Source organism: Sphingomonas larreae, assembly GCF_051400595.1.
In the GTDB taxonomy this organism is placed as follows: domain Bacteria; phylum Pseudomonadota; class Alphaproteobacteria; order Sphingomonadales; family Sphingomonadaceae; genus Sphingomonas.
In genome coordinates this window covers 315,206-340,416 of sequence record NZ_JBLFFI010000002.1, presented here as the reverse complement: position 1 = coordinate 340,416, position 25,211 = coordinate 315,206, and the positions used below count along the sequence as shown (strand labels likewise).

Here is a 25,211-nt window from a genome sequence, read left to right as displayed (position 1 = left end):
GATCAGGTCCGCGCCGCCCTCGCCGCGGAGCGCCAGCCCGCCCAGGCGTAGAGCGCGCACGCGGCCCAGATCAGCGCGAAGCTCGCCAGCTGGATCGGCCGCAGCGGCTCGCCGAAGACCAGCACCGCCTCCGCGAACTGGAGCGTCGGGCCGATATATTGCAGCAGCCCCAGCGTCGCGTAGCGCAGGCGTCGCGCCGCCGCCGCGAACATCAGCAGCGGCGCCGCGGTGACCGCGCCGGCGAGCACCAGCAGCCCGTCGATGCGGCTATCCTGTCCCAACGCCCCCTCACCATGCGCGTGCGCCCAGCCCAGGATCGCCACCGCGGGCACCAGCAACAGCGCGGTTTCGACCAGCAGGCCACCCAGCGCGTCGATCGCCACCACCTTCCGGATCAGGCCATACAGCCCGAAGCTCACCGCCAGCGCGAGCGAGATCCACAGCGCACCCACGCCGTCGAGCGCGAGCAGCAGCACGCCCAGGCCGGCGATCGCCACCGCACCCGCCTGAACCCGGGTGATGCGCTCGCGCAGCACCACGACGCCAAGCAGCACGTTGAGCAGCGGATTGATGAAATAGCCGAGGCTCGCCTCCAGCACGTGCTGATTGTGGACCGACCATATGTAGACGAACCAGTTGATCGCGATCAGCAGCGCGGTAACGGAGAGCAGCGCCAGGGTTCGTCCGCGCGCCGCGGCGAGCACTGCGCGCGTCCGCCCGAGCACGACGACGATCACGATCAGCAGCACCAACGAGAAGATCACGCGGCAGGCCAGCACCTGCAACGGCGGCACCGAGTCGAGAAGGTGAAGGTAGAACGGCAGGAGGCCCCAGCACACAAAGGCGCCAACGCCGAGCAGGAGGCCGGTGCGGAGCGAGCGGGCGGCGGGGTCGGTCATAGCGTGCGCCATCGCCCGCGCCGCACGCGCGTGCAAGTCGTTGCGCGACAGTGACGACCCGTCCCGGCGCGCTTCGACGCCGCGGCAGACGGCGCGACTGGCGGTGGATCAAGCGCTTGCCCGATACGCCCGCGTTGAAGCGAACGCAGCTGCAGCCTAGAGCCGGGACAATGCTCGTGCGCCTGGTCCTTACCGATGTCCGTAACCACGCCGCGCTGACGCTCGCTCCCGCGCCCGGTTTCGTGATCCTCACCGGCGCGAACGGCGCGGGCAAGACCAACGTGCTGGAAGCGGTGTCGCTGCTCGCGCCCGGCCGCGGGCTGCGCCGGGCGCCGTTGTCGTCAATCGCGCGCAGCGATGGTGCGGGCGGGTTCGGCGTCGCCGCCTCGCTCGTCGACGGGGTCGAGCTCGCCACCGGGGCGCTCGCCGCCGCGCCCGATCGTCGCGTGGTGCGGGTCAACGGCGCCGCGGCGGGGGCAGGCGCGCTGGCCGAGCGCATCGCGGTGCTGTGGCTCACGCCCGCGATGGACCGGCTGTTCACCGATCCCGCGGGGGAGCGACGCCGCTTTCTCGACCGGCTGACGCTCGCGCTCGATCCGGCGCATGCGCGTCACGGCACGCGGTACGAGGCGGCAATGCGCGACCGCAACCGCCTGCTCGCCGAACCGACGCCCGATCGCGACTGGCTCGCCGCGCTGGAAACGCAGATGGCGCAGCACGGCGCGGCGCTCGACGCCGCGCGCCGTCACACCGTTGCCGCGCTGGACGAGGCGCTGGCGGCGCAGCCGCCGGGCGCGGTGCCGCGCGCCGCGCTCGCGCTGGAGGGCTGGTCGGGCGACGCCGCGTCGCTCGCCGCCGAGCTGCGCGCCGGCCGCTCGCGCGACGGCGCCGCGGGGCGCACCCTGGCAGGGCCGCACCGTGCCGACCTGATCGTCACGCACCTCGACAAGAACCGCTCCGCCGCGAGTGCCTCGACCGGTGAGCAGAAAGCGCTGCTGCTCGGCATCGTCCTCGCGCATGCCGAGCTGGTGGCGCGCGCGACCGGGCGGGCGCCGCTCCTGCTGCTCGACGAGGTCGCCGCCCACCTCGATCCGGCGCGGCGCGCCGCCTTGTTCGAGCGGCTCGCCTCGCTCGGGCAGGTCTGGATGACGGGTACCGAGCCGGCGTTGTTCGCCGCGGCTGGCGATGCAACGCGGGTGACGTTGTGAACCGGTCGACGCGACGCGGTTGCGCCACCGATCGAATCGGCGCACGCCGCATCGACCGCGTGGCGCCATGCCCGCTTATCGCAGGACCACGCCTCTGACCGACGCCCTTCCCCCCACCGCCGTCGACCGCGTCCCTGCCGCGAGCGCGAACGAGTGGCAGCGGGGTTGGCCGTTGGTGGCCGCGGCGATGCTGGGCGCCGGGCTCGGTCCGGGACTTTACCAGAATCTGTCCAGCCTCTTCACGCCGGGGCTCGAGCGCAGCTTCGGCTGGTCGCGTGGCGAGATCGCCACCGCCGCGGGGCTGGCGCTGATCGGCGCCATCGCCGCCCCGCTGATTGGGCGCACCGCCGACCGCTTCGGGGTGCGCCCGGTGATCACCGCCTCCATGCTGCTGCTTGGCGCGGCCTATCTCTGGCTTGCCGCGATCGGTGGTGCGATCTGGCATTACCAGCTGGGCGTGCTGCTGCTGGTCCTCACCATCCCGGGCACCAGCAGCCTCGCCTATGGCAAATTGATCGCCGCATCGTTCGAGCGGCGACGCGGCCTCGCGCTGGGGCTCGGCACCTCCGGGCTGGCGTTGGCGACGATCGTCGCCGCGCCCGCGCTCGGCTGGGTGATCGGACGCTATGGCTGGCGGAGCGGCTTCGTCGCGCTGGCCGCAGGCAGCGCGGTGCTGGCCCTACCATTGATCCTGCTCGCGATCCGCGGCGCGCCGCGCGCCATCATCGCTCCGCGCCTGCCCCCGAGCGAGACGACCGGCGTGTCCGCGCGCGACGCCAGGCGCGACCGCCGCTTCTGGATCCTCGTCACCTCGGCGCTGCTGATCAACGGCGCGACCACCGGCCTGGTGACGCAGCTGGTGCCCATCGGCATCGAATTCGGGCAGAGCTCCGCGCAGGCGGCGTTGCTCCTCACCAGCTTCGCGGCGAGCGCGATCGCGGGTCGGCTGTTCGTCGGAGTGCTGATCGATCGGTTCAGGCCTCAGCCGGTCGCGGCCGGGTTCGCGCTGGTGTCCGCGGGGGCGTTCGGCGCGCTGGCGTTCGCCCCCAGCGGTCAGCCGACGCTGCTGCTGCTCGTCTTCCTCGCCGGGCTGATGAACGGCGCCGAGAATGATCTGCTGCCTTTCTTCGCGGCGCGGCTTTTCGGCTTGCGCGCCTATGCCGAGATCTACGGTACCGCCATGCCGCTGGCGCTGTCGGGCACCGCGATCGGGATCATCGGCTTTGGTCGACTCCACGACGCGTTCGGCACCTATACTCCGGCGCTGGCGTGCGGCGCCGGCGCGCTGGTGCTGGCCTGCACCTGCTTCCTTTTGTTGCCCGACCGCGCACTGTCCGCCAGCGAGACGAAGGCGGAGAAATAGCCGCGGCGCCTGCCACGCTCGACCCGCCGCGCTTTTTCGCTGAGGCGAGCGGGCGCAGACTGACGCCCTCTCTTCCGCGCCTGGCGCTCGCGGACCAGGCGGTTACCCGGATCGGCGGCACCTCCCTCCGGCCCGCCACCATTTCGACCCAAGTCGAACCGGTTTCTCTCGCGCGCGCTGGCTCCGCTCGCCCCAACCATCCTAGTGCGTCTCGCGATGGGGGACGCGAATCACTCACCGGCGCGGGCCGAGTGGCGTGCCGGCTGGCCGCTCGTGCTGGGCGGGCTGGTCGGCATGGGCGCGGGGCCGGGTCTGTTCCAGAACCTCTCCAGCCTCTTCGTGCCGGGGCTGATCGCCGAGTTCGGCTGGACGCGCGGCGAGATCGCCACCGCCGCCGGCATCGGGCTGCTCGGCTGCGTCGTCATTCCGTTCTTCGGGCGCCTCGTCGATCGAACCGGCGCGCGTCCGGTGATCACCTTCTCGCTGCTGCTGCTTGGCACCACCTATTTCGCGTTCACGCGCATGGCAGGCGCGCTGTGGCACTATCAGGTAATGGTGCTGTGCCTCGCACTCGGCGTGCCAGGCACGAGCGCGGTGGCCTATGGGAGGCTGATCGCGACGGGCTTCGTCGCGCATCGCGGACTGGCGCTCGGCGTGGCCACATCGGGGCTGTCGCTCACCACATTGCTCATGCCGCCGATCGTGGGGGCGCAGATCGCGCAGCACGGCTGGCGCGGCGGTTTCATCGCGCTCGCCGGCTATGTCGTTGCGGTGGCATTGCCGGTGGCGCTGGTCGCACTGCCGCGCGTTGCCGCGATCGAGCCGGTGTCGCAATCCAAGGACAGCGCACGCGCGGCGCGACGTGACGCGCGCTTCTGGCGGCTGGGGTTGACCGCCTTCTGCGTCAACTTCGCCACCGTCGGCCTGGTGACGCAATTGGTGCCGCTCGGCCTCGAACGCGGCCTGGGCATGGCCGGAGCCGCGTTGCTGGTGACCGCTTTCGGCAGCGCGCAGCTGGTCGCGCGCGTCGTGATCGGCGCGCTGGTCGATCGGCTCGCACCGCACCGCGTCGCCGCGGTGGTGGCGTTGGTCTCGGCGAGCGGCTTTGCGCTGCTCGAGATACGCGCGCCAGGGCTCGCTGCTTTGTGGCTGATTGTCTTCGTCGCCGGCCTGATGAACGGCGCGGAGAACGACCTGCTGCCATTCTTCGCCGCGCGGCTGTTCGGCGTGGGCACCTATGGCGAGACCTATGGTTCGCTGCTGGTCGTGGCGTTGCTCGGTACCGCGGCGGGTGTGGTGGGCTTCGGTCGCCTGCACGACGCGACCGGCTCGTATGATGTCGCGCTGGTGCTCGGCACGGCGGCGATGGTGGCGGCGGCGATGCTGTTCCTCTCGTTGCGCCCGCGCGCCGCCGGATGATCGATCGGCGCTGCCACCCGCCCGGGCTCGCCTTCGGCACCTGGCGCGCACGCGACGGCTGGGCGTTGCGCGCCTATGACTGGCCGGCACCGAACCCGCGCGGCCGGCTGCTCTTCCTCGGTGGTCGTGGCGACTTCGCGGAAAAGTATCTGGAAGCAATGGCGCACTGGCGCGCGCATGGATGGGGCATCACCGGCTTCGACTGGCGCGGCCAGGGCGGCTCCGGGCGTGTCGGACGCGATCCCCTGATCAACCATCTCGACAGCCTCGACCCCTTGCTCGACGACCTCGCCGACTATTGCGGCGCACGCCCGGCGACGGTGGCGGTGGCGCATTCGATGGGCGCGCACCTGCTGCTGCGGCTGCTGGCGGCCAAGCGCGCGCGCTTCGACGCCGCGGTGCTGTCGTCGCCGATGCTGGGGCTGCGCGCGGGACCGCTTGGCACCCGTGCAATCGCCGCGCTCGCCGCCGTCGCCGCGCGCGCCGGGCGCGGCGAGCACCGCGTCTGGGAGGGCGACGCGGGCAATGTCGGTGGGCGGATGACCTCCTGCCCGGACCGTCAGGCGGACAAAATCTGGTGGAAGACCAACCATCCGCACATTGCCTCGGGCGCGCCGAGCTGGGGCTGGACCCGCGCCGCCTGCGCCTCGATCGCGACCATCCGCCCCGCCGCGCTCGCCGCGGTGGACACGCGCGCGCTGCTGCTGGTGTCGCGGCGCGATCCGATCGTCTCGCCGCGGGCCGTGGCGCGGGCCGCCCGCACGCTGCCGCTGGGCGAACTCGAGCTGCTGCCCGGCCGCGGCCACGAGCTGCTGCGCGAGGCCGACCCGATCCGGCACCGCGTGCTGGCGCGGATCGACCGCTTCCTCCGCTGAACGGGCCCATTTCGCTTCCGTTGCGGGGCCTGGCTGCCTATATGCCCGCTATGGCAGAACAGCAGAATTCCAGCGAATACGGCGCCTCCTCGATCAAGGTGCTGAAGGGCCTGGACGCGGTACGCAAGCGTCCCGGCATGTACATCGGCGACACCGACGACGGCTCGGGCCTCCACCATATGGTGTTCGAGGTGAGCGACAATGCGATTGACGAGGCACTCGCCGGCCATTGCGACCGCATCGACATCACGCTCAACCCCGACGGCTCGGTGTCGGTGACCGACAACGGCCGCGGCATTCCGACCGGCATCCATCCGGAGGAAGGCGTCTCCGCCGCGGAGGTCATCATGACCCAGCTCCACGCCGGCGGTAAATTCGAGAACACCAGCGACGACAATGCCTATAAGGTGTCGGGCGGGCTCCACGGCGTCGGCGTCTCGGTGGTCAATGCGCTCTCCGAATGGCTCGATCTGACGATCTGGCGCGACGGCGAGGAGCATTACATGCGCTTCGCCCATGGCGATGCGGTTGCGCCGCTCAAGGTGGTCGGCACGGTCGAGGGCAAGAAGGGGACGCGTGTCACCTTCCTCCCCTCCCCCGCCACGTTCAAGATCACCGAGTTCGACTTCGACAAGCTCGAGCATCGCTATCGCGAGCTGGCCTTCCTCAACTCGGGCGTGCGCCTGTTCCTCACCGACGCGCGGCACGAAGAGGCCAAGCAGGTGGAGCTGTTCTACGAGGGTGGCATCGCTGCCTTCGTAAAGTGGCTCGATCGCAACAAGCAGCCGCTATTTCCCGATCCGATCTCGGTCGCCGGCATGCGCGACCAGATCGGCATCGAGGTCGCGCTGGAGTGGAACGACTCCTACTATGAGAACGTGCTCGCCTTCACCAACAACATCCCGCAGCGCGATGGCGGCACGCATATCGCCGCCTTCCGCGCGGCGCTGACCCGCACCCTGAACGCTTATGCCGACAAGTCGGGGCTGCTGAAGAAGGAGAAGGTCAGCCTTACCGGCGACGACATGCGCGAGGGGCTCACCGCGATCGTTTCGGTCAAGCTGCCCGATCCCAAGTTCAGCTCGCAAACCAAGGACAAGCTCGTCTCGTCCGAGGTGCGCCAGCCGCTCGAGAGCCTGATGGCCGACAAGATGGCCGAGTGGCTCGAGGAGAATCCGCAGCACGCACGCGCGATCGTGGGCAAGATCATCGACGCCGCCGCGGCGCGCGAGGCGGCCAAGCGCGCCCGCGAGCTGACCCGGCGCAAGGGAGTGATGGACATCGCCTCGCTGCCCGGCAAGCTGGCCGACTGCCAGGAGCGCGACCCTGCCAAGTCCGAGCTGTTCCTCGTCGAGGGTGACTCGGCCGGCGGCTCGGCCAAGCAGGGACGCGACCGTCACTTCCAGGCCATCCTTCCGCTACGCGGCAAGATCCTCAACGTCGAGCGCGCGCGCTTCGACCGCATGCTGGGCTCGAAGGAGATCGGCACGCTGATCCAGGCGATGGGCACCGGCATCGGACGTGACGACTTCAACCTGGCCAAGCTGCGCTACCACAAGATCGTCATCATGACGGACGCGGACGTTGACGGCGCGCATATCCGCACGCTGCTACTGACGTTCTTCTATCGCCAGATGCCCGAGATCATCGAGCAGGGGCACCTCTATATCGCGCAGCCGCCGCTCTACAAAGCGACGCGCGGCCGGTCGGAAGTCTACCTCAAGGACGACGCCGCGCTCGACGAATATCTCGTCGACGCGGGGCTTGGCGCGATGGCGCTCGACCGTGGCGCGGAGGCGCTCACCGGCGCGCACCTGCGGCCACTGGTGGAGCATGCGCGGCGGATGCGGACGCTGATGCGCTACGTGCCGCGCCGCTATGATCCCGTGATCATCGAGACGCTCGCGCTCGGCGGCGCGCTCGCCCCCGACCTGACGCGCGAGGCGCGCGCAGAGGCGGTGGCCGAGGTGACGCGGCGGCTTGACCAGGGTGACAGCGAGGCGACCTGGAGCGCGCGGCTCACCGAGGAAGGCGGCATCCATCTCGAACGGCTGTGGCGCGGCGTCACCGATCACCACATCGTCGAGCCGGCGTTCCTGGCTTCGGCCGAGGCGCGCAAGCTGCACACGCTCGCCGCCGAGCAGGCCGAGAATTTCGCGCACGCCTCCAAACTGGTGCCGGTGAAGGGCGCGGCCGTCGAAGCGCCCGCCGACGCGGTCGCGACCGACGAGGAGGGGGAGGAGACGGTGACGGTCGGCCGCGGCGAGTCGCTCGTCGCGCGTCCGTCGCAATTGCTCGACGCGATCCTGGCGGCAGGGCGCAAGGGTCTGGCGATCCAGCGCTACAAGGGCCTTGGCGAGATGAACGCGGAGCAATTGTGGGAAACCACGCTCGATCCGTCGAACCGCTCGATGCTCAAGGTGGCGATCGATCAGGCCGACGTGGCGGACGAGATCTTCACCCGGCTGATGGGCGACGTGGTCGAGCCGCGCCGCGAGTTCATCCAGGAGAATGCGCTCAGCGTCGCCAACCTGGACGTGTGATCGGCACGGGACGGGCCGCGGCGTCGTGGCCCGCCCCCGCCATGCGCTCAGGTGGAGGCGAAGAATTTGGTGCCCGCCACCCCGACGATGATCAGCGCGATGAAGCCGACCTGCGTCGGATTGAGCTTCTCGCCGAAGAGCAGAACGCCGAGCAGCGTCACGCCGACCGCACCGAGCCCGGTCCACACCGCGTAAGCGGTGCCGGCGGGCAGGCCACGCATCGCCAGCGCGAGCAGCCCCATGTTGACGAAGCTGAGCACGATTGGGACGGTGGACACGAGCATGCTCGGCCACATCGCCGCCCATTTCAGGCTGAGCGCCCAGATGATCTCGGTGATGACGGCTACGCCGAGGATGAGCCACGCCATGAGCGATTCCTTCTCGCGGGCTCGGTGTGGATCAAACGCAGCCGGAAACCCGGAAGAGGCCGCGAGCGGCGCGCGATAGGCGCCGAGGGATCTATTGTCCAGTTCCGGTAGCTGCCGGCGGAGATCCGGACTTGTGCAGCACGTCACCTCCTTACAAAGTCGATGACGTGCCGGCGAGGGGCGGAGGGCGTGTCTGCCTCCGCCACAAAGATTGAGCGCGGTTGAGGCATGGCAAAAAAGAAACGTTACCTTACCGCGACCCTACCTGACGGCTATGTGAAGACGATCGGCCCCACAGCGGCGCCGTTCACCCACTATTGGCGGATCGTCGCGCTGCTCGAGAATGGCCGCACCGAGGTGTTCTGGGGACATGAGTCGTCGCATCGTGACGCGCTCGCGAAGCGCGGACCTGCGCAGGAGGCGGCGCGCCAGCGCGGCTGGCGCTCCTTCACGTTCGAGGTAGTGGAGCTCGAGGCGCACTGACGCGTCATCGCGGGACGTATAACAGCGCCAGCATCCACGCGCGCTCCGCGATATTCTTCTCAGGCAGCAACCTGCTGTACGAGAAGAGGAAAATATTCATGACACGCGAACATCCTCCGGTCGCACCCCGGCCTCGCCATCGCCTCGCATCCGGCGATCCGGCACGACCCGACTCCCGCGCGCTGTTCGAATTGGATCAGCTCGAGGTCAGCTTCGATCCCGCGCTCGACACCTTGTGGACCTATATGCGGCCGCGCACGCGTCCCAGCTTCAACCCCGATCTGCTACGCGACTTCGTGACGTGGCAGGAAGATATCGAGATCGCCAGCGACAGCGGTGCGATGCCGATCCGCTACCTGGTGCTGGGCTCGCGCTTTCCGGGCGTGTTCTCGCTCGGCGGCGACCTCGACCTGTTCTCGCACCACATTCGCGCGGGTGATCGCGACGCGCTGGTGCGCTACGGTCGCGCCTGCGTGCAGATCCTCCACCGCAATATGTCTGGGCTGGAACGGCCGATCGTCACGATCGGGCTGGTCGAGGGCCACGCGCTCGGCGGCGGCTTCGAGGCGCTGCTGTCGTTCCACGTCGTGATCGCGGAGCGCGGCGCCACCTTCGGCCTGCCCGAGACGCTGTTCGGGCTCTTCCCCGGAATGGGAGCGCATTGCTTCCTGTCGCGGCGACTCGGTGCAGCGCGCGCCGAGCAGATGATCCTCAGCGGGCGTACCTATAGTGCGGAAGAACTCTACGATCTCGGCCTGGTCCATGCACTGGCCGAGCCGGGCGCCGGTTGCGGCATGGTGGAGGACTATATCCGCCAGAACCGCCGCCGTCACAGCGCGCATTGCGCGATCTACGAGGCGTCGCGCGCGGTGAACCCGCTTCCGCTCGCCGAACTGGAAGGCGTGGTCGAACTTTGGGCTGACGCCGCGCTGCGGCTGAGCGAGGCGGACCTCAAGCTGATGCGGCGTTTGACCGGCGCGCAGACGCGACTGCTAGAGCGCGTCGCGGCATAAGCGGCGTTCGGGTTCAGCCGTTCCCCGCGCGGCGTAAGGTGCCGGCGAACATGGCGGCGACCATGTCCGCCGGCATCGGCCGCGCGAGCAGATAGCCTTGCACCGCATCGCAGCGGGTGCGGCGCAGCTGGTCGAGCTGGGCCGCGGTCTCGACGCCTTCGGCAACGGTGCGCATGCCGAGTTGCGCCGCGAGATCGACGACGGTCTGCACGATCGCGATTGAAGCCGGACTGTGATCCAGGTCGGCGATGAACGAGCGGTCGATCTTGAGCGTCTGGAACGGGAAGCGCGCGAGATAGCTGAGCGCCGAATAACCCGTGCCGAAATCGTCGAGCGTGGTCTGGACCGCAAGGCGGTTGAGCGCGCGCAGCGCCGCAAGCGACGCCTCCACGTCGTCCAGCAACACCGATTCGGTCACTTCCAGGCTCAGTCGGCGCGGCGGCAACCCGCTCGCCTGCAGGGCGCCGCTTACCAGCGCCGGCAAATCAACCGCGCGGAGCTGGATCGGTGAAAGATTAACCGCGACCGACACCTCGGCCGGCCATGCCAGCGCGGCCTGGCAGGCCTGGTGCAGCACCCAATCGCCGATGGTGACGATCAGGCCGTTGTCCTCGGCGAGCGGGATGAATTCGGCCGGCGACACCACACCATGATGGCGATTGGTCCAGCGCAGCAGCGCCTCGCACGAGCTGACGCGCTCGCCCGCGAGATCGAAGATCGGCTGGTACACCATGTGAAACTCGCCGCGCTCCAGTGCGCCATGAAGCTCTGCGGCGAGCTGGCGCCGGCGCGCGATCTTCTCGTCCATCGCGGGCTCGTAGACCGAGAGCTGGCCGCGCCCGCTCTCCTTGGCGCGATACAGCGCGAGATCGGCGCTCTTGAGCAGCGTGTCGGCATCGGTGCCGTCACGCGGCGCGATCGCGACCCCGACCGAGCCGCCGCTGCGCAGCCGGTGACCGTCGCATTGTGCGGGCTCGCCGATCACCGTAAGCAAGCGCTGCCCGAGCGCCACCGCCTCGTCCGCATGCTCGATCGCACAGGTGATGGCGAACTCATCGCCACCGAGGCGCGCGACAACACAGCTACCCCCGAACGCGCGCCGCAAACGGTCGGCGACAGTCGCCAGCAGCGCGTTGCCGGCGAGATGGCCGTAGGTGTCGTTCACCTCCTTGAAGCGGTCGAGATCGAGCCATAGCAGAGCCAGCGAGCGGCCGCCGCCGAGCGCCCGAAGCTGCGCCTCGAACTGCTCGCGAAAGGCAGTTCGATTGGCAAGGCCGGTGAGATCGTCGCGCCGCGCCATCGTCGCATTGTGCTCGGCCAGCGCCGCTTTCTCGTGCGAGACGACCACCGCGCGGAGGATCGCTTCGTAAGTCTGGAGCGTGATCTCCATCATTGCGACGACGAAGAGAAGGATCACGACGGCGAGGACGGTCTTGAGCGGATCCAGAGCGACGAGCAGACCCAGTACCAGCGGCAGCGACGCGCCGCACAGCTGGCTCAGCGCGATGAGCGGGCGGCCGGCATTGCGCCCCGCGATCCCGGCGGCATAGCCGATCGCGGTGGTGACGGCGAGCAGCTGCAACACGCCGTCATTCGTGTGCGCGAGCGTGAGCAGCCCGAACAGGCCGAGCAGCCCGGCATAGCTCAAGGCGGCGAGCCGATAGCCCGCCTCCTGCCGGCGCACCGCCCCAGCCGCGCCGGCGGCCGTGCGCTGACGGTGCAGCCGCACCGCATCGACGCTGCGGATACCGCCGACCACCGCGATGAGGAGCGCGCATATCGCCAGTCCGAGGTCGCGACTGACCGAAGCGACGACGGCGGCGATCACGCTGCTGGTCAGCGCCCCGATCACCAACGATTGCGGCGACGCGTAGAGCGACTCCACCAGCGTGGCGCGCACCTCGGCGGTGATCCGCTCGTCCGAGTGGCGCAGCTGCCGCAGCCGTTGAATCAAACGCGCCATAACTTCCTCATAAGGGTCAACTATCTACGTCCCCTAAAGACCCACCTTAACCAAGGCTCGGGTCGCGACAGAGCCGTCCGGGCCGACCGAACTTCTCTTGCCGCCATTTAGATAGATAGCTATCTACTTTTGTTGTGGACGACGATCTTGCCCTCGCCGCGCGGCGGCTAACCACACTCCTCGTTCCGCTTGCGCGGCTCTACCGCCGCCACCTCGATCGCGCGTTGGCCGATCTGTCGCTGTCGCACTCGTCGGCGCTGGCGGTCATGCTCCTCGGCCGCATGGAGGATGGCGTGCGCCAGGGCATGCTTGCCGAGCAGCTCGGCGTCGAACCGCCAACCGTGGTGCCGATGCTCGACCAGATCGAGCGCGCGGGCCTCGCCGAGCGTCGCGTCGATCCCGGCGACAAGCGCGCCAGAACGATTCATCTGACCGCCGCCGGACGCGCGCTCGCCGAGGCCGCGGAGGTGCGCTCGACCGAGGTACGCAGCGTCCTGTTCGCCGGTATCAGTGCGGACGAGCTGGCCACCGCCACCGCCGTGCTCGAGCGGCTGGCCCTCGCGCTCGGCACCAGCGACGAGGTGTGACGCGGTGCGGATCGGCGTGCGCGAACTCGTCTTTTCGGCCAATTGCTTCGTCGCCGCAATGGCGGCGCTGTTCGTGTCGTTCGGGCTCGGGCTGGAGCGACCGTTCTGGGCGATGGCGACCGTTTATATCACCAGCCAGCCGCTGAGCGGGGCGGTGCGCTCCAAGGCGGTGTTCCGGCTGCTTGGCACAATGGTCGGTGCCAGCGCGGCGGTGGTGATAGTGCCGCTGTTCGTCGACGCGCCGGTGTTGTTGTCGCTTGCGCTCGCCGGCTGGGTCGCTTTGTGCCAGTTCGTCTCGCTGCTCGACCGCACACCGCGGTCGTACATGTTCATGCTGGCCGGCTACACCGCGGCGCTGATCGGCTTCCCCACCGTGGGCAATCCAGAGGCGATCTTCGACGTTGCGGTGCTGCGTGCGCAGGAGATCGGGATCGGGGTGGTCTGCGCCGCGCTGGTTCATGCCACGGTGTGGCCGCGCAGCGTCTCGCGCCTGCTCGGCACGCGCGTGCGGACGTTGCTCGACGAGGCCGAGCGCTGGATCGCGGACGCGCTCGCGCCAGTGCCGCCCGCTCACACCGACCAGGAGCGTCGCCGGCTCACACCGACCAGGAGCGTCGCCGGCTCGCCGCTGACGTCACCGAGCTGCACGTGATGGCCACCCATGTGCCGTTCGACACCGCGGCCGTGCGCCCGACGCGCGCAGTGCTGAGCGCGCTGCAGGACCGCTTCGTGCTGTTGCTCCCGCTGGTGTCGGCAGTGGAAGACCGGATCCAGGCCGTCGTGGCCGAGGGAAGGATGCCACCCGCGGTCGCCGCGCTGATCGAGGACATCCGGGCGTGGGCGCGCGACACCGGCTCCGCCACGCCGGGGGCTATGGGGTCGCGCTGCGCCGCGCTGATCGCCACGCACGATGGCAGCGACTGGCACGCGCTGCTGGTCGCTAATCTGCTCGACCGCTTGCACGAGCTAATCGACGCGCTCGACGGCGCGCGGCTGATCGCGGCACAGGCGATCGACCCCGTCGCGGCGCCGCCCGAGCGCGTCAACGCGCTGCTGCATGCACGGCGAGGGCGACCATTGCACCGCGACCTTCCGCTCGCGCTGCTCTCCGCCGCAGCGACCTTCGTTGCGATCCTCGCCTGCTGCGCGTTCTGGATCGCCACTGCCTGGCCCGAAGGCGCGGTCGCGGCGATGATCGCGGCGGTGGTGTGCTGCTTCTTCGCTACGCTCGACGATCCGGTGCCCGCACAGCGCGGTTTCTTGATCTGGACGGCGGTGTCGCTGCCGCTCACCGCGCTGTACCTGTTCGCGCTGCTGCCGAGGGTGCATAGCTTCGAGACGATGGCGCTGGTGCTCGCGCCGGTGCTGCTGGTGGCGGGCGCGCTGATGGCCTTGCCGCGCTGGTATGGCCGCATGATGCCGCTCCTCATCGGGCTCGCCGGCGGGCTCGCGCTCACCAACGGCTTCAGCGCCGACGCTGCCGGTTTCTTCAACGGCAGCATCGCGCAACTCGCTGGCGTCGCCGCGGCGATGGTGGCGACGCGGTTGTTCCGCAGCCTCGGCGCCGGAGCCGCGCTGCGCCGACTGCGTCGCGCCGGCTGGCGCGAGCTCGCCGATCTCGCCATGCGACCCCATCAGCGCGCGCTGTCGCGCTGGCAGAGTCGCATGCTTGATCGCGTCGGCCTGCTCGCCGCACGGGTCGGCGATCTCGAGGCGGGCGAGCGCGATGCCGGCATGGCGGCGCTGCGCGACCTGCGTGTCGGTGTGAACCTGGCGCAGCTCGCTCCAACATCCGATCCGCTCGCGGCCGACCGGCTCACGCCGCTCCGCCGCGGCGTCGCGGCGCATTACCGCGCGCGGGAACGCGGCGGCCCCACGATGGAGGACGACGCTTTGCTGGTCCGCCTCGACAGCGCCATCGCCGCCGCCCTTACCGAGACGCCACGCCCGCGCGATCGGCTCGCCGCGCTGACCGGACTGCGTCGCAACTTCTTCCCCTCGGCGCCGGCGTGGCGCGACGGACAGGCGGCGGCATGAGCGGCGAGATCGACCTGGCCGGCGTGTACGTCCATCCGCTGCTGCTGGCTGCGATGCTCGCGTTCGTCGCCGCCGAGACGATCGGCTGGGCACTCGCGCGGCTCGTCGTCTACCGCTTCGTCTGGCATCGCGGCCTCTTCGACGTCGCGCTGACGGTCATCCTCTGGGCGGCCTGCGCCGCGCTAATCGGCGGCGCCGCCCCCGCCGCTCTCTTCGGCTAGGACTTATGCGAACGACCGTCATCATCCGCGTCGCCGTGACGCTGGCCGTGGTCGCGCTGGCGGCGCTGGCGGCGCAGCGGCTGTGGTCTCATTATGAGGAGGAACCCTGGACCCGCGACGGCCGCGTCCGCGCCGACGTGGTGCAGGTCGCCCCCGACGTCTCGGGGCTGGTCACGCACGTCTATGTCCGCGACAACCAGCCGGTCGCCGCGGGCACGCCCCTCTTCGAGGTCGACCGGCCGCGCTACCGGCTTGCGGTAGCACAAGCGCGCGCCGCGATCGCGGCGCAGCAGGTTCAGCTCGCGCAGGCGCGCCGTGAGGCCCGGCGCGATCGCGCGCTCGGCGAATTGGTCGCGGGCGAGGTGCGCGAACAGAGCCTCGCCAAGGCGGCGCAGCTTGAGGCCACGCTGGCACAGGCACGCGTCGCGCTTGACACCGCCCAGCTCAATCTTGCGCGGACGCTGGTGCGCGCTGGCGTCGCGGGTACGGTGACCAACCTGGAGCTGCGCCCGGGCGACTATGCCAGCGCTGGACATCCCGAGTTCGCGATCATCGACCGGGCCTCGCTCCACGTGATCGGCTATTTCGAAGAAACCAAGCTGCCGCGCATCCATGTCGGCGACGCGGTGCGGGTGCGACTGATGGGTGACACCGGCGCAATGACCGGTCACGTCCAGAGCATCGCGGGCGGCATCGAAGACCGCGATCGCAGCGCCGGCGCCAACCTGCTTGCCAACGTCAACCCAACCTTCAGCTGGGTGCGGCTGGCGCAGCGCATCCCGGTGCGCGTCACGATCGACCGGGTGCCGCGCGGGACCGCGTTGGTGGTCGGGCGCACCGCCACGGTCGAGGTGGTGCCTCCCGCCACCGCTCCGCAGCGGGAGCATCGCGCATGATCTCGGCCCGCCTCGCCCCCGCGCTGCTCGCCGCGCTGGTCGCCGGATGTGCCGCCGCCGGCCTCGATTATCACCGTCCCGCCAGCGCGCTGAGCGAGCGGCCGAGCGCGACCGGCGCCTTCGTCAGTGGTAGCTCGGCGGCGTTCACCCCGGCGCCGCTGCCGGACAATTGGTGGCGGCTCTACCAGGACCCGCTGCTCGACCGGCTGGTCACCGCGGCGATCGCGCACAACACCGACCTGCGTATCGCAAGCGCCAACATCGCCCGCGCGCAGGCGGCGCTGGACCTCGCCGCGACCGATCGCACGCCGCAGACGCAGATCGAGGCCGCGCCCGGCTATGCGCAACGCTCGGCCGAGGAGGAGCTGCTCCCGGGGGCCGCGCTGCCCTCCTCCCCGGTCTATTCGGCACGGGTCGGCGTGTCCTACCAGCTCGACCTCGCCGGGCAGGTGCGCCGCGCGGTCGAGGCGTCCAGTGCCGATGTGGCCGCCACCCGCGCCGCCTATGACACCGTCAAGGTGACCGTCGTGGCGGACACCACCAGCGCTTATGTCGACGCCTGCGCGGCAGGGCGCGAGATCGGCGTGGCGCAGCGCGCGCTGGCGCTCCAGCAGCGCACCACCGCGCTGACGCAGCGGCTGGTGCGCGCCGGGCGCGGCATCTCGCTCGACGCGACCCGATCGCGTGCGCAGGAGGAGCAGGTGCGGGCGACCCTGCCGACGCTGCTGGCGGCGCGGCAGGTCGCGCTTTTTCGGCTCGCCACGCTGACCGGGCAGCCGCCGGCCGCGTTCGACACCGCGGTGGCCACCTGCACGCAGGAACCGCGGCTCGACCGCGCGATCCCGATTGGCGACGGCGCCGCGCTGCTGCGCCGCCGCCCCGACGTGCGCCGCGCCGAACTGCTGCTTCACGCCGCCACCGCGCGGATCGGCGTGGCCGAGGCAGCGCTCTACCCGCGCGTGACGCTCGGCGCCTCGGCAGGCTCGGTCGGCTTGCTGAGCAACGCCTTCGCCGGTGACACGTACAAATTCTCGCTCGGTCCGCTGATCAGCTGGGAGTTCCCGAACCGCCGCCGCGTCCGCGCACGGATCGGGGGCGCGCGGGCGGAGGCCGACGCCGCGGTGGCGCGCTTCGACGGCAGCGTGTTGGCAGCGCTGCGCGAGACCGAGACTGCGCTCACCGTCTACGCGCGTGACCTCGATCGGCGTGCGGCGCTGGCGCAGGCGCGGGCGCAGGCGGCACGGGCGGCGGCAGACTCGGAGCGGCTGTTCACCGCGGGGCGCTCCGGCTTCCTCCCCGTCCTCGACGCGCAGCGGACGCTGATCGGCACCGAGCAGACGCTCGCCGCGGCGGACAGCCGGCTTGCGGCGGATCAGGTCCAGCTTTTCCTCGCGCTGGGCGGCGGCTGGGAGGCGTAGTGCCGGGCCGCGACTTATACGGTGATCCTCAAACACACCGCCGTCATCTGAACTTGGTTCAGGATGACGGCAGGAGATGGGTAGCGGCTCTGAAGCCTACTTACCTCGCCGCCTCGGCCCGCCCCACCGCCGCCAGCACGTGGCGCAGCAGCCCGTCGGCGTCATGGTTGATATTATGCCCGCCCGGCATGGCCACCTTGCGCAGGTTGGGCAGGTCGAGCAGTGGGCACAGGCTGTCGTCCTCCTCGGCTCCGTAGATGCACGTGAGCGACGTCCAGGTCAGCGTGCGCGCAGTCGTCACCGCGACGCTGTCGGGCGTGCCGCGATAGGCCCAGCCGGTCGGGTCGGCGCGATAGAAGACCGCGTCGCCGGGTAGCACGAGAATGATCCCCGCCACACGCGCACGCAGCTCGGCCGGCAGATGCGCCATCCCGGTCTGGACGATGTCGGCGCCGTAGGACTGGCCCATCACCACCAGCCGGCGCGCGCCGGTTCGCGCCAGCGCAGTGCGCACCGCCTCCGCGATGAAGCCGTCGGCCTCGGCGCGTGTACGCCGGCGCCGGAAATACACGGGCGATGCGATGCCCACCACGTTCACATGATGCTCGGTCAGCCCGCGCGAGGTGGAGGCGCCGAGCAGGAAACGCAGCCCCATGTCGCCCGACACATTGACCACCGCGACATCGTGCACGGGCGCCGCTGCCGGATAGACGTGCACCGCGTCGCGGTCGAAATAGCCCGCTGCCGCCACCGCCACGCAGACGACGGCCGAGCTGACCAGCGTCACCCGAACCCCGCGCCAGAAGGCGGAGCGCGCAGCTCCTTCCTGGCGCGGCGCGGCGCGTCGGCCCGACCGCCACGCTATAGCAGTTTGTCCAGCGTGATCGGCAGGTCGCGCACGCGCCGGCCAGTGGCATTGTAGATCGCATTGGCCACCGCCGCACCGACGCCGGTGATGCCGATCTCGCCGACGCCGTGCGCGCCCATCGGCGTGTGCGGGTCGGGGATGTCGGTCCAGATGACGTCGATCTCGGGCACATCGAGGTGCACCGGCACGTGATATTCGGCGAGGCTGGGGTTCATGATCCGGCCGTTGCGCTCGTCGAACTGAGTCTCCTCCATCAGCGCGAGGCCCAGCCCCATGACGATGCCGCCGCGGAACTGGCTCGCCGCGGTCTTGGCGTTGAGGATGCGCCCGCAGTCGAACGCGCCGAGGAAGCGGCTGACCCGCGTCTCGCCCGTCACCGCATTCACCTTCACCTCGCAGAACAGCGCGCTGTGCGAGTGCATCGACCAGTGCATCAGCTCGAGCGGCGGCGTGCCGGCCTTGGTGACCGTGACACTGTCGCGCTGCGCGCGCGCCAGGATAGAGGCATAGCTCTCGCGCCGCGCCGCGTCGTCGAGCTTGGCGAGGCCGCCGTCCTCGCTTCCGACGTTGCCCGCCGCGAGCCCGGCGAGCGGCGAGTCGTTGCCCGCCAGCGTCAGCAGCTCGGCCACCAAAGCGTTGTGGGCGGCGATCACCGCCGCACCGATCGCCGCGGTCTGCTGCGACCCGCCCGCCATGATCGCGCCGGGAATGGCGGAGTCGCCATAGGCGACCTCGATGCGGTCGAGCGGCAGGCCGAGCCGCTCGGCCGCGACGATCGCGGTGGTCGTGGAGGTGCCCATCCCCATCTCCGCCGCGGCCACCTCGATCAGTGCGCGCACGCCGTCGCCGTCGCGACGTAGCGTGATCCGCGCCTCGGCGCCGGGCATGCGGTAATAAGGGTAGGTTCCCGTGGCACAGCCGGTGCCGACCAGCCACTCGCCTTCGCGCCGCGCGCCCGGCGCGCCGCGGTGCGACCAGCCGAAGCGTGCGGCGCCATCGCGCCACGCCTGATCGATGTGGCGCGACGAGAAGGGCAGCCCGGTGGTGGGGTCCTTGTCGGGCTCGTTGCGCAACCGCAGCTCGACCGGGTCGATCGCAAGCGCCACCGCCAGCTCGTCTATCGCCGACTCGAGCGCGAAGGTACCGACCGCCTCGCCCGGCGCGCGCATGAAGGTGTTGGCGAGCATGTTCATCTGCGTCACCTCTACCTGCAGCCGGATGTTGGGGCAGGCATAACCGGCGCGCGTGCCGAGGATGAACGGCTCGGGCATGTTGTTGTGCGGCGACATCACCGACAGGCCGGTGTGGATCAGCGCCTCGAACCGGCCCTCCGCGCTGGCGCCGATAGCGACGCGCTGCTCGGTCAGCGTGCGGCCGCCGACGACGCGGTACACGCCCTCGCGCGACAGCGTGATCCGCACCGGGCGCCCGGACATCTTCGCCGCGGCGGCGCCGATCACCTGATGGTCCCACAGCCCCTTGCTGCCGAACCCGCCGCCGACATAGGGCGAGGTCAGCCGCACCTGCTCGGGGGTGAGATCGAACACCTCGCCGATCGTCTGCGCCTGCTGAGTCACCATCTGACTGGCGTCGTGGATCACCAGCTCGTCGCCGACCCAGGCGATCGTCGCGGCATGGGGCTCGATCGGGTTATGGTTGTGCCGCGGCGTGCGATACACCGCGTCGACCCTGACCGCGGCCCGCGCCAGCGCGCCCTCGGCGTCGCCGATCTCGTTGAGCAAAGGCTGGCCCATGAACAGGCCCTGCGCGATGCCGTTGGCCTTGGCGCCCTCGAGCGAGGTGGTCGAGGGCTCGGCGGCGTAGGTGACCTCGACCAGCGCGGCGGCATGGTCGGCCTGTTCCTGCGTCTCGGCCAGCACCGCGACGATCGGCTGGCCGTTCCAATGAACCCGATCGTCCTGGAAGATCGGGAGATCGGCCGGCCCGACGCCGTGTGGCGTGGAGCCGAACGCGGGCGGCTTGTTCATTCGGGGCGCGTTGACGTGCGACATCACCAGCACCACGCCGGGCGCCGCCTCGGCCGCGGCGGCGTCGATCGCGGTGATGCGTCCGCGCGCGATGGTGGCATAGACCAAGGCACAATAGGCCATGTCGTCGAAGCGGAACTCCGCCGCGAACGGCGCCGCGCCCTTGACCTTGAGCGGTCCGTCGAGACGCGACACCGCCGCGCCGATCAGCCCGTGCTTGTGCTGGATCAGCGGATCGGGGACGCCGCCGGGAATCCAGCTGTCGGGCGCGAGCGGGACCAGCTTGGTCATCGCGCCCTGCACCAGGCCCTGGGCGCTCTGCTTGACCGTGTCGACGATGCTCATGCCGCCTCTCCCTTGGCCAGATCGCCCAGCACCGCGGCGAGCGTCCGCCCCGCCAGCGCCGGCTTGAACGCATTGTGCCGCAGCGGCGCGGCGTCGGCGAACTCCAGCGCCGCAGCGGCGTGGAACGCCTCCGACGTCGGCGGGCCGCCGCGCAGCGCCTCTTCCGCCCGCAGCGCGCGCCACGGCTTGTGCGCCACGCCACCGAACGCGACCCGCACGTCGGCCACGCGATCGCCGTCCAGCTCGAGCGCCGCGGCGACCGAGATCAGCGCAAAGGCATTGCTCGCGCGGTCGCGCACCTTGCGATAAGTCGAGCGCGCCGCCAGCGGCATGGCGGGCAGCTCGATCGCGATGATCAGCTCGCCCGGCGCGAGGACCGTGTCACGCTCAGGCGCGTCACCGGGCAGACGGTGGAGATCGGCGAACGCCACGATCCGCGCGCCCTCGGCACCTGCCACGTGCACGGAGGCGTCAAGCGCGGCGAGCGCCACGCACATGTCGCTTGGGTGCGTCGCGACGCATGCCGCGGACGCGCCGAGCACCGCATGGATGCGGGTGAAGCCGTCGCGTGCGTCGCAACCCTGGCCCGGGGTGCGCTTGTTGCAGCGCGATCCGTCGGTGTCGTAGAAATAGGTGCAGCGCGTGCGCTGGAGCAGGTTGCCGCCGACCGTGGCCATGTTGCGGATCTGTGCCGAGGCGCCCGCGAGGATCGCGCGCGACAGCATCGGATAGCGCTCGCGGACGATGCGGTGCTCGGCGAGCGCGGTGTTGCGCACGGCCGCGCCGATCCGCAGCCCGCCGCCGTCGGTTTCCTCGATCGCGGCGGAGAGACCGGTGACATCGACCAGCCCGTCGGGCCGGGCCACGGTCTCGCGCATCAGGTCGACCAGGTTGGTGCCGCCGCCCAGATAGGCCGTGGCGTTCACCGCACCGAGCCGCAGCGCCTCGGCCGCGTCAGTGGCACGCGCGTAGCGGAACGGGGTCATGCCGCCCACTCCGCCGCGACGGTGGCACGGATCGCGTCGACGATCCCGTTGTGCGCGCCGCAGCGGCACAGATTGCCGCTCATCCGCTCCTGCACTTCCTCGCGGGTGAGCGTGACCGGCGCATTAAGGTCGGCGCTGACATGGCTCGGCACACCGCGGTTCGCCTCCGCCGCCATGCCGATCGCGGAGCAGATCTGGCCCGGCGTGCAATAGCCGCACTGGAACCCGTCATGCTCGATAAAGGCTTGTTGTAGCGGGTGAAGCCCATCCTCGCCCGCGAGCCCCTCGATCGTGGTAATACTGCGACCCTCATATTGCATTGCGAGCGCGAGGCAGGAGAGGATCCGCTCGCCGTCGACCAGCACGGTGCATGCGCCGCAAGCGCCCTGGTTGCAGCCCTTCTTCGTGCCGGTGAGATGCAGCGTCTCACGGAGATGGTCGAGCAGCGAGACACGCGGATCGTCCGGCGGTGCGACCTCGGTGCCGTTGATGATGAGCGGCATGGAAGCTTGTCCCCTTCTCGTTCGACGCGACGACACCTGATTAACTTACACCAAGTTACGGCCCCACGCGCTATTTTGCGACGTACGTCGCTCGCTCGGGCGCGTCCGCGCCTTGCTATGGCGCGCGTCTGGCGGGGCGCTAAGACAGCCAACGCCGAGCCCGCGAGTCGTCCGCCGGTCGCGCTTCGTCGTGGAGTTGTTCCCGTGCGCAAAGCTGCCGTCGCGATCCGCCATATCGCATTCGAGGATCTCGGCCATTTCGCGGCGCCGCTCGAGGCTGCCGGTTATGATGTCCGCTACGTCGACGCGAGCGCGACGAACGCCGCGATCGACCCCGATGGTGACGACCTGCTGATCGTGCTCGGCGGGCCGATGGGCGTGTATGAGACCGAGCAATACCCGTTCCTCGACGACGAGCTGAACGTGTTGCAGCGGCGACTGGCGGCACGGCGACCAGTGCTGGGCGTGTGCCTGGGCGCGCAGCTCATTGCCTGCGCGCTCGGCGCCGCGGTCTATCCCGGCGCGACCAAGGAGATCGGCTATGCGCCGGTCGCGCTCACCGCGGCGGGCGCCGCCTCTCCGCTTCAGGTGCTCGGCCGGGGGCAGCCGGTGCTACACTGGCATGGCGACACCTTCGACCTGCCGGCCGGTGCCACCCTGCTGGCGTCCACCGCCGCCTACCGTCACCAGGCCTTTGCCGTCGGCGAAGCGGTGCTGGCACTGCAATTCCACCTGGAAGCGAATGCGATCGAGCGCTGGCTGAGCGGCCATGCCGCCGAGCTGCACGACGCCGCGATCGATCCGGCGACGCTCGCGCGCGATGCCGCGGCGCACGATGCGGCGTTGCGAAATGCCGCCACTGCGGTGGTCGCCGGCTGGTTGTCCGCTTTGTAGCAGGACGAACGCAGCCGGCGTTACCACGCGATCAGCGGCGCGTGCTGCCGCCAGGTGGACGAGTCCAGCGCGTCGAGCACGAATGTGGCGACGTCGGTGCGTGATATCGTTCCACCGTGGAAGCCGGACAGGTCCTCTAGCGCGCGCACCCTTCCCCGCGCGGGTGCGTCGCTGAGCACGGCGGGACGCACCAACGTCCAGTCGAGATCGCTGTCCCGCACGATCGTCTCCTGGCGGTCCTTGTCCGCATACACATGGCGCAGCAGCAGCGGGAAGATCAGCCGGTCGAACAACGGACCGCCGTGTCCGCGACTGTCTCCCGTGCCCATGCCCGTGATCGCCACTAGCCGACGCACGTCTTGCGCCCGCATCGCATCGACCAGCGCCCGCGTCGCTTCGGACAGCAGCGTCACCTTGCGGAACGGACTGGCCGGGGTGCCGAGCGCGCTCACCACCGCGTCCTGTCCGCGCAGCGCCTCGCGCAGCGCGGCCGTGTCGCGCGCGTCACCCAGCACGACACGCGCATCGCCCAGCCCGTCCGCGCTCGCGCGCGAACGCACCAGCGCACTGACGCGGAGACCGCGGACCTGCGCCTGCTCGACGATGCGGCGCCCGGTGCCACCTGTTGCTCCTAGGACGAGGACGTTCGCGCTGCGCCTAGATGACGTTTTGGTCATGGCTGCCTCCTGATCTGACGCCACGAATGTGTCGATCCGAGATCGAGCGAAAAGCCACGCGATCTGGACGCTATGTTCCGCTAGTGAGACACCGCTTCGGCCTCGCGCCGCGCTGCCATCATTGCCAGCCAGCGCCGTCGCAGGGTCGCGCGCCGCTCGGGATAGCGTTCCTCGAGAAAGTCGACTGCGGCGAGCCGGTCGGTACGGAACATGCGGAACGCGCCGCGCCACTCGCACCAGGCGATCAGCATGCGCTTGCCGTCCATATAGCCGACGAGAAACGGCCAGACGGTACGCTCGCTCGCGTCGCCCTCGGCATCGCGATACGCGATGCGCAGCTTGCGCCCCTGCAGACTCCACGCCCGCAAGCGCGCCACGTCCACGCCCGCGTCGGCGCGCTCGCCCCAGGCCGGCGGAGTGATCACCGCGGGCTCGTCGATCGCGGCGCGGAGCCGCTCGGGAATCACCGCCGCCACCTTCGCCAGCACGTCGGCCGCGGCGCGCGCCAGTCCCTCGTCGGCGTGCACCAGCACCCATTGCGCGCCGAGCACGACCGCCTCCACCTCGTCCGAGGTGAGCATCAGCGGCGGCATGTCGAAGCCACGCTCCAGCACGTAGCCAATCCCCGCTTCGCCGCGGATCGGGACCCGCTGCGCCACCAGCGCGGCGATGTCGCGGTAGACCGAGCGACGGCTGGTCTCGAGCTCCGCCGCGATCGCGTCCGCGGTCATCGGCGCGGTAGCGCGGCGAAGCAGCTGGACGATCTCGAAAAGGCGGTCGGCACGGCGCATCGGCGTAACCTACCGCCCGCCGTGTGCGGAGGCGAGCACCGGACCGCACGGCGGCGCCGCGCTCGCCAGGATGAGCAGCACGGTCGCCGCGAACCCTGCCGCAGCCAGCCCGAGATCGCGCCGCGTCATGCCGCGGGCACCGCGTCGCGTGCCGCCGCGCGCGCGAACGCTGGCCGGGCGACAAGTCGCGCGAGATAGGCGGCGATCGGACCGTCGGCTGGCATCAGATGATGCGCCCAGCCGAGCGTGCCCCCCAGCATCACGTCGGCGGCGCTGAACCGCTCGCCGAGCAGCCAGGGACCGGTCACCAGCGCGCGCTCGAGCCGTGACATTGCTGCGGTGAAGGCGGCCGGGGCGGGTGCCTCTGATGCCACAGCCAGTCGCTCGAAGATCGCGGGGCCAAACTCGCCCTCGATCCAGCTGAGCCATGTCAGATAGGCGCCGCGATCGCTGTCGCCGATCCGTGGCGCGAGCCCCGCGCCGTCGAGCCGATCGGCGAGATACGTCGCCACCGCCGCACTCTCGGTGACCAGAACATCGCCGTCCTGCACCGCGGGCACCTTCTTGTCGGGGTGCGGATTGGTCGCGTCCGGACCGTCGCCGCTGCCATCCCGGTAGCGGATCGAGACGTAACGCAGCTGGTAGGTCGCGCCGAGTTCCTCAAGCAACCAGATGATGCGGCTCGAGCGCGACTGCGGGGCGTGGAACAACGTCAGCATCATGGGTCTCCTTCGGGCCGGCATGGCCATGACGTCGGGACTAGATGACCGCTGCTGCCAGCGTTGTGGCAGCAGCGTCGCCGGTGGCGCACGTCAGCAGGGTGCCAGCCGCCACGATTGCCCTGCTCGCTCCGCCCTTGATCTCGA

At 70.3% G+C, this 25,211-nt stretch carries 24 protein-coding genes; 14 read left to right on the top strand and 10 right to left on the bottom strand.

What is annotated here, in order from left to right; translation table 11 throughout:
- Positions 1-2: 2 nt before the first annotated feature.
- The gene (gene rarD, locus ACMGDM_RS09810) at positions 3-899 is read right to left on the bottom strand and encodes an EamA family transporter RarD (RefSeq protein ID WP_436803950.1); all 897 of its coding nucleotides are present in this window, start codon (positions 897-899) and stop codon (positions 3-5) included.
- A 170-nt stretch (positions 900-1,069) separates the two neighbouring features.
- On the opposite strand from rarD, the gene recF reads away from it, so the two are divergent.
- From recF to gyrB, 5 genes are all read left to right on the top strand, one after another.
- Positions 1,070-2,107, top strand: coding sequence for a DNA replication/repair protein RecF (gene recF, locus ACMGDM_RS09805; protein WP_436803949.1), 1,038 nt, complete (start codon positions 1,070-1,072; stop codon positions 2,105-2,107).
- 67 nt (positions 2,108-2,174) lie between these two features.
- Positions 2,175-3,470 (top strand): MFS transporter, encoded by a 1,296-nt coding sequence (locus ACMGDM_RS09800; protein WP_436803948.1) that lies wholly within the window; start codon positions 2,175-2,177, stop codon positions 3,468-3,470.
- 216 nt (positions 3,471-3,686) lie between these two features.
- A complete protein-coding gene (locus ACMGDM_RS09795; RefSeq protein ID WP_436803947.1) occupies positions 3,687-4,889 on the top strand; it encodes an MFS transporter in 1,203 nt (400 codons plus the stop codon).
- Positions 4,886-5,764, top strand: coding sequence for an alpha/beta hydrolase (locus ACMGDM_RS09790; protein WP_436803946.1), 879 nt, complete (start codon positions 4,886-4,888; stop codon positions 5,762-5,764). The genes ACMGDM_RS09795 and ACMGDM_RS09790 overlap by 4 nt, the downstream gene beginning before the upstream one ends.
- 50 nt (positions 5,765-5,814) lie before the next feature.
- Complete coding sequence (gene gyrB / locus ACMGDM_RS09785; protein ID WP_436803945.1) at positions 5,815-8,307, top strand: DNA topoisomerase (ATP-hydrolyzing) subunit B; 2,493 nt, start codon at positions 5,815-5,817, stop codon at positions 8,305-8,307.
- 47 nt (positions 8,308-8,354) lie between these two features.
- Here gyrB and ACMGDM_RS09780 read toward each other — a convergent pair whose 3' ends face one another.
- Positions 8,355-8,675, bottom strand: a complete 321-nt coding sequence (locus ACMGDM_RS09780) for a DMT family transporter (RefSeq protein ID WP_436803944.1) — start codon at positions 8,673-8,675, stop codon at positions 8,355-8,357.
- A gap of 228 nt (positions 8,676-8,903) precedes the next feature.
- Here ACMGDM_RS09780 and ACMGDM_RS09775 point away from each other — a divergent pair, with 228 nt between their 5' ends.
- Both ACMGDM_RS09775 and ACMGDM_RS09770 read left to right on the top strand, forming a co-directional pair.
- Positions 8,904-9,158 (top strand): hypothetical protein, encoded by a 255-nt coding sequence (locus ACMGDM_RS09775; protein ID WP_436803943.1) that lies wholly within the window; start codon positions 8,904-8,906, stop codon positions 9,156-9,158.
- A 98-nt stretch (positions 9,159-9,256) separates the two neighbouring features.
- On the top strand, positions 9,257-10,171 hold the full coding sequence (locus ACMGDM_RS09770) for a crotonase/enoyl-CoA hydratase family protein (RefSeq protein WP_436803942.1): 915 nt from the start codon (positions 9,257-9,259) through the stop codon (positions 10,169-10,171).
- A 13-nt stretch (positions 10,172-10,184) separates the two neighbouring features.
- On the opposite strand, the gene ACMGDM_RS09765 is transcribed toward ACMGDM_RS09770, so the two are convergent.
- Positions 10,185-12,134 (bottom strand): putative bifunctional diguanylate cyclase/phosphodiesterase, encoded by a 1,950-nt coding sequence (locus tag ACMGDM_RS09765; protein WP_436803941.1) that lies wholly within the window; start codon positions 12,132-12,134, stop codon positions 10,185-10,187.
- 134 nt (positions 12,135-12,268) lie between these two features.
- Between ACMGDM_RS09765 and ACMGDM_RS09760 the strand changes: the two genes are divergently transcribed.
- Genes ACMGDM_RS09760 through ACMGDM_RS09735 form a run of 6 tightly spaced genes read left to right on the top strand, consistent with a single transcriptional unit; the run spans position 12,269 to position 17,293 of the window.
- A complete protein-coding gene (locus ACMGDM_RS09760) occupies positions 12,269-12,721 on the top strand; it encodes a MarR family winged helix-turn-helix transcriptional regulator (protein ID WP_436803940.1) in 453 nt (150 codons plus the stop codon).
- 4 nt (positions 12,722-12,725) lie between these two features.
- Positions 12,726-13,373 (top strand): FUSC family protein, encoded by a 648-nt coding sequence (locus ACMGDM_RS09755; RefSeq protein ID WP_436803939.1) that lies wholly within the window; start codon positions 12,726-12,728, stop codon positions 13,371-13,373.
- Positions 13,373-14,758, top strand: a complete 1,386-nt coding sequence (locus ACMGDM_RS09750; RefSeq protein ID WP_436804258.1) for an FUSC family protein — start codon at positions 13,373-13,375, stop codon at positions 14,756-14,758. Before ACMGDM_RS09755 ends, ACMGDM_RS09750 begins: the two co-directional genes overlap by 1 nt.
- A complete protein-coding gene (locus tag ACMGDM_RS09745) occupies positions 14,755-14,979 on the top strand; it encodes a DUF1656 domain-containing protein (protein WP_436803938.1) in 225 nt (74 codons plus the stop codon). The genes ACMGDM_RS09750 and ACMGDM_RS09745 overlap by 4 nt, the downstream gene beginning before the upstream one ends.
- Positions 14,980-14,984: 5 nt before the next feature.
- Complete coding sequence (locus ACMGDM_RS09740; RefSeq protein WP_436803937.1) at positions 14,985-15,875, top strand: efflux RND transporter periplasmic adaptor subunit; 891 nt, start codon at positions 14,985-14,987, stop codon at positions 15,873-15,875.
- Positions 15,872-17,293, top strand: a complete 1,422-nt coding sequence (locus ACMGDM_RS09735; RefSeq protein WP_436803936.1) for an efflux transporter outer membrane subunit — start codon at positions 15,872-15,874, stop codon at positions 17,291-17,293. Before ACMGDM_RS09740 ends, ACMGDM_RS09735 begins: the two co-directional genes overlap by 4 nt.
- A gap of 100 nt (positions 17,294-17,393) precedes the next feature.
- Here ACMGDM_RS09735 and ACMGDM_RS09730 read toward each other — a convergent pair whose 3' ends face one another.
- From ACMGDM_RS09730 to ACMGDM_RS09715, 4 genes are all read right to left on the bottom strand, one after another.
- Positions 17,394-18,080: an AcvB/VirJ family lysyl-phosphatidylglycerol hydrolase gene (locus tag ACMGDM_RS09730; protein WP_436803935.1), complete on the bottom strand. Its 687-nt coding sequence runs from the start codon at positions 18,078-18,080 to the stop codon at positions 17,394-17,396.
- Between the two features lie 74 nt (positions 18,081-18,154).
- Positions 18,155-20,494, bottom strand: a complete 2,340-nt coding sequence (locus ACMGDM_RS09725; RefSeq protein WP_436803934.1) for a xanthine dehydrogenase family protein molybdopterin-binding subunit — start codon at positions 20,492-20,494, stop codon at positions 18,155-18,157.
- Positions 20,491-21,480, bottom strand: a complete 990-nt coding sequence (locus ACMGDM_RS09720; RefSeq protein ID WP_436803933.1) for an FAD binding domain-containing protein — start codon at positions 21,478-21,480, stop codon at positions 20,491-20,493. Before ACMGDM_RS09720 ends, ACMGDM_RS09725 begins: the two co-directional genes overlap by 4 nt.
- Positions 21,477-21,983 carry a 2Fe-2S iron-sulfur cluster-binding protein gene (locus ACMGDM_RS09715; protein WP_436803932.1) on the bottom strand — a complete coding sequence of 169 codons (507 nt, stop codon included), beginning with the start codon at positions 21,981-21,983 and terminating at the stop codon, positions 21,477-21,479. Before ACMGDM_RS09715 ends, ACMGDM_RS09720 begins: the two co-directional genes overlap by 4 nt.
- 204 nt (positions 21,984-22,187) lie before the next feature.
- Here ACMGDM_RS09715 and ACMGDM_RS09710 point away from each other — a divergent pair, with 204 nt between their 5' ends.
- The gene (locus ACMGDM_RS09710; protein ID WP_436803931.1) at positions 22,188-22,877 is read left to right on the top strand and encodes a glutamine amidotransferase; all 690 of its coding nucleotides are present in this window, start codon (positions 22,188-22,190) and stop codon (positions 22,875-22,877) included.
- 20 nt (positions 22,878-22,897) lie between these two features.
- Here ACMGDM_RS09710 and ACMGDM_RS09705 read toward each other — a convergent pair whose 3' ends face one another.
- The 3 genes from ACMGDM_RS09705 to ACMGDM_RS09695 form a co-directional block, all read right to left on the bottom strand.
- Positions 22,898-23,554, bottom strand: a complete 657-nt coding sequence (locus tag ACMGDM_RS09705; protein ID WP_436803930.1) for an NAD(P)-dependent oxidoreductase — start codon at positions 23,552-23,554, stop codon at positions 22,898-22,900.
- A gap of 80 nt (positions 23,555-23,634) precedes the next feature.
- Entirely contained in the window at positions 23,635-24,345 is a 711-nt protein-coding gene (locus tag ACMGDM_RS09700; protein WP_436803929.1) for a helix-turn-helix transcriptional regulator, read from the bottom strand.
- Between the two features lie 125 nt (positions 24,346-24,470).
- A complete protein-coding gene (locus ACMGDM_RS09695; RefSeq protein WP_436803928.1) occupies positions 24,471-25,064 on the bottom strand; it encodes a glutathione S-transferase family protein in 594 nt (197 codons plus the stop codon).
- Between the last annotated feature and the right edge of the window lie 147 nt (positions 25,065-25,211).

Coding starts and splice junctions, on each gene's coding strand:
- ACMGDM_RS09795 (WP_436803947.1), top strand. CDS start 3,687: ATGGGGGACGCGAATCACTCACCGGCGCGGGCCGAGTGGCGTGCCGGC.
- ACMGDM_RS09725 (WP_436803934.1), bottom strand. CDS start 20,494: ATGAGCATCGTCGACACGGTCAAGCAGAGCGCCCAGGGCCTGGTGCAG.
- ACMGDM_RS09700 (WP_436803929.1), bottom strand. CDS start 24,345: ATGCGCCGTGCCGACCGCCTTTTCGAGATCGTCCAGCTGCTTCGCCGC.
- ACMGDM_RS09735 (WP_436803936.1), top strand. CDS start 15,872: ATGATCTCGGCCCGCCTCGCCCCCGCGCTGCTCGCCGCGCTGGTCGCC.
- ACMGDM_RS09775 (WP_436803943.1), top strand. CDS start 8,904: ATGGCAAAAAAGAAACGTTACCTTACCGCGACCCTACCTGACGGCTAT.
- ACMGDM_RS09715 (WP_436803932.1), bottom strand. CDS start 21,983: ATGCCGCTCATCATCAACGGCACCGAGGTCGCACCGCCGGACGATCCG.
- ACMGDM_RS09740 (WP_436803937.1), top strand. CDS start 14,985: ATGCGAACGACCGTCATCATCCGCGTCGCCGTGACGCTGGCCGTGGTC.
- rarD (WP_436803950.1), bottom strand. CDS start 899: ATGACCGACCCCGCCGCCCGCTCGCTCCGCACCGGCCTCCTGCTCGGC.
- ACMGDM_RS09770 (WP_436803942.1), top strand. CDS start 9,257: ATGACACGCGAACATCCTCCGGTCGCACCCCGGCCTCGCCATCGCCTC.
- ACMGDM_RS09790 (WP_436803946.1), top strand. CDS start 4,886: ATGATCGATCGGCGCTGCCACCCGCCCGGGCTCGCCTTCGGCACCTGG.
- ACMGDM_RS09765 (WP_436803941.1), bottom strand. CDS start 12,134: ATGGCGCGTTTGATTCAACGGCTGCGGCAGCTGCGCCACTCGGACGAG.
- ACMGDM_RS09750 (WP_436804258.1), top strand. CDS start 13,373: ATGGCCACCCATGTGCCGTTCGACACCGCGGCCGTGCGCCCGACGCGC.
- ACMGDM_RS09705 (WP_436803930.1), bottom strand. CDS start 23,554: ATGACCAAAACGTCATCTAGGCGCAGCGCGAACGTCCTCGTCCTAGGA.
- ACMGDM_RS09720 (WP_436803933.1), bottom strand. CDS start 21,480: ATGACCCCGTTCCGCTACGCGCGTGCCACTGACGCGGCCGAGGCGCTG.
- gyrB (WP_436803945.1), top strand. CDS start 5,815: ATGGCAGAACAGCAGAATTCCAGCGAATACGGCGCCTCCTCGATCAAG.
- recF (WP_436803949.1), top strand. CDS start 1,070: ATGCTCGTGCGCCTGGTCCTTACCGATGTCCGTAACCACGCCGCGCTG.
- ACMGDM_RS09780 (WP_436803944.1), bottom strand. CDS start 8,675: ATGGCGTGGCTCATCCTCGGCGTAGCCGTCATCACCGAGATCATCTGG.
- ACMGDM_RS09800 (WP_436803948.1), top strand. CDS start 2,175: ATGCCCGCTTATCGCAGGACCACGCCTCTGACCGACGCCCTTCCCCCC.
- ACMGDM_RS09695 (WP_436803928.1), bottom strand. CDS start 25,064: ATGCTGACGTTGTTCCACGCCCCGCAGTCGCGCTCGAGCCGCATCATC.
- ACMGDM_RS09745 (WP_436803938.1), top strand. CDS start 14,755: ATGAGCGGCGAGATCGACCTGGCCGGCGTGTACGTCCATCCGCTGCTG.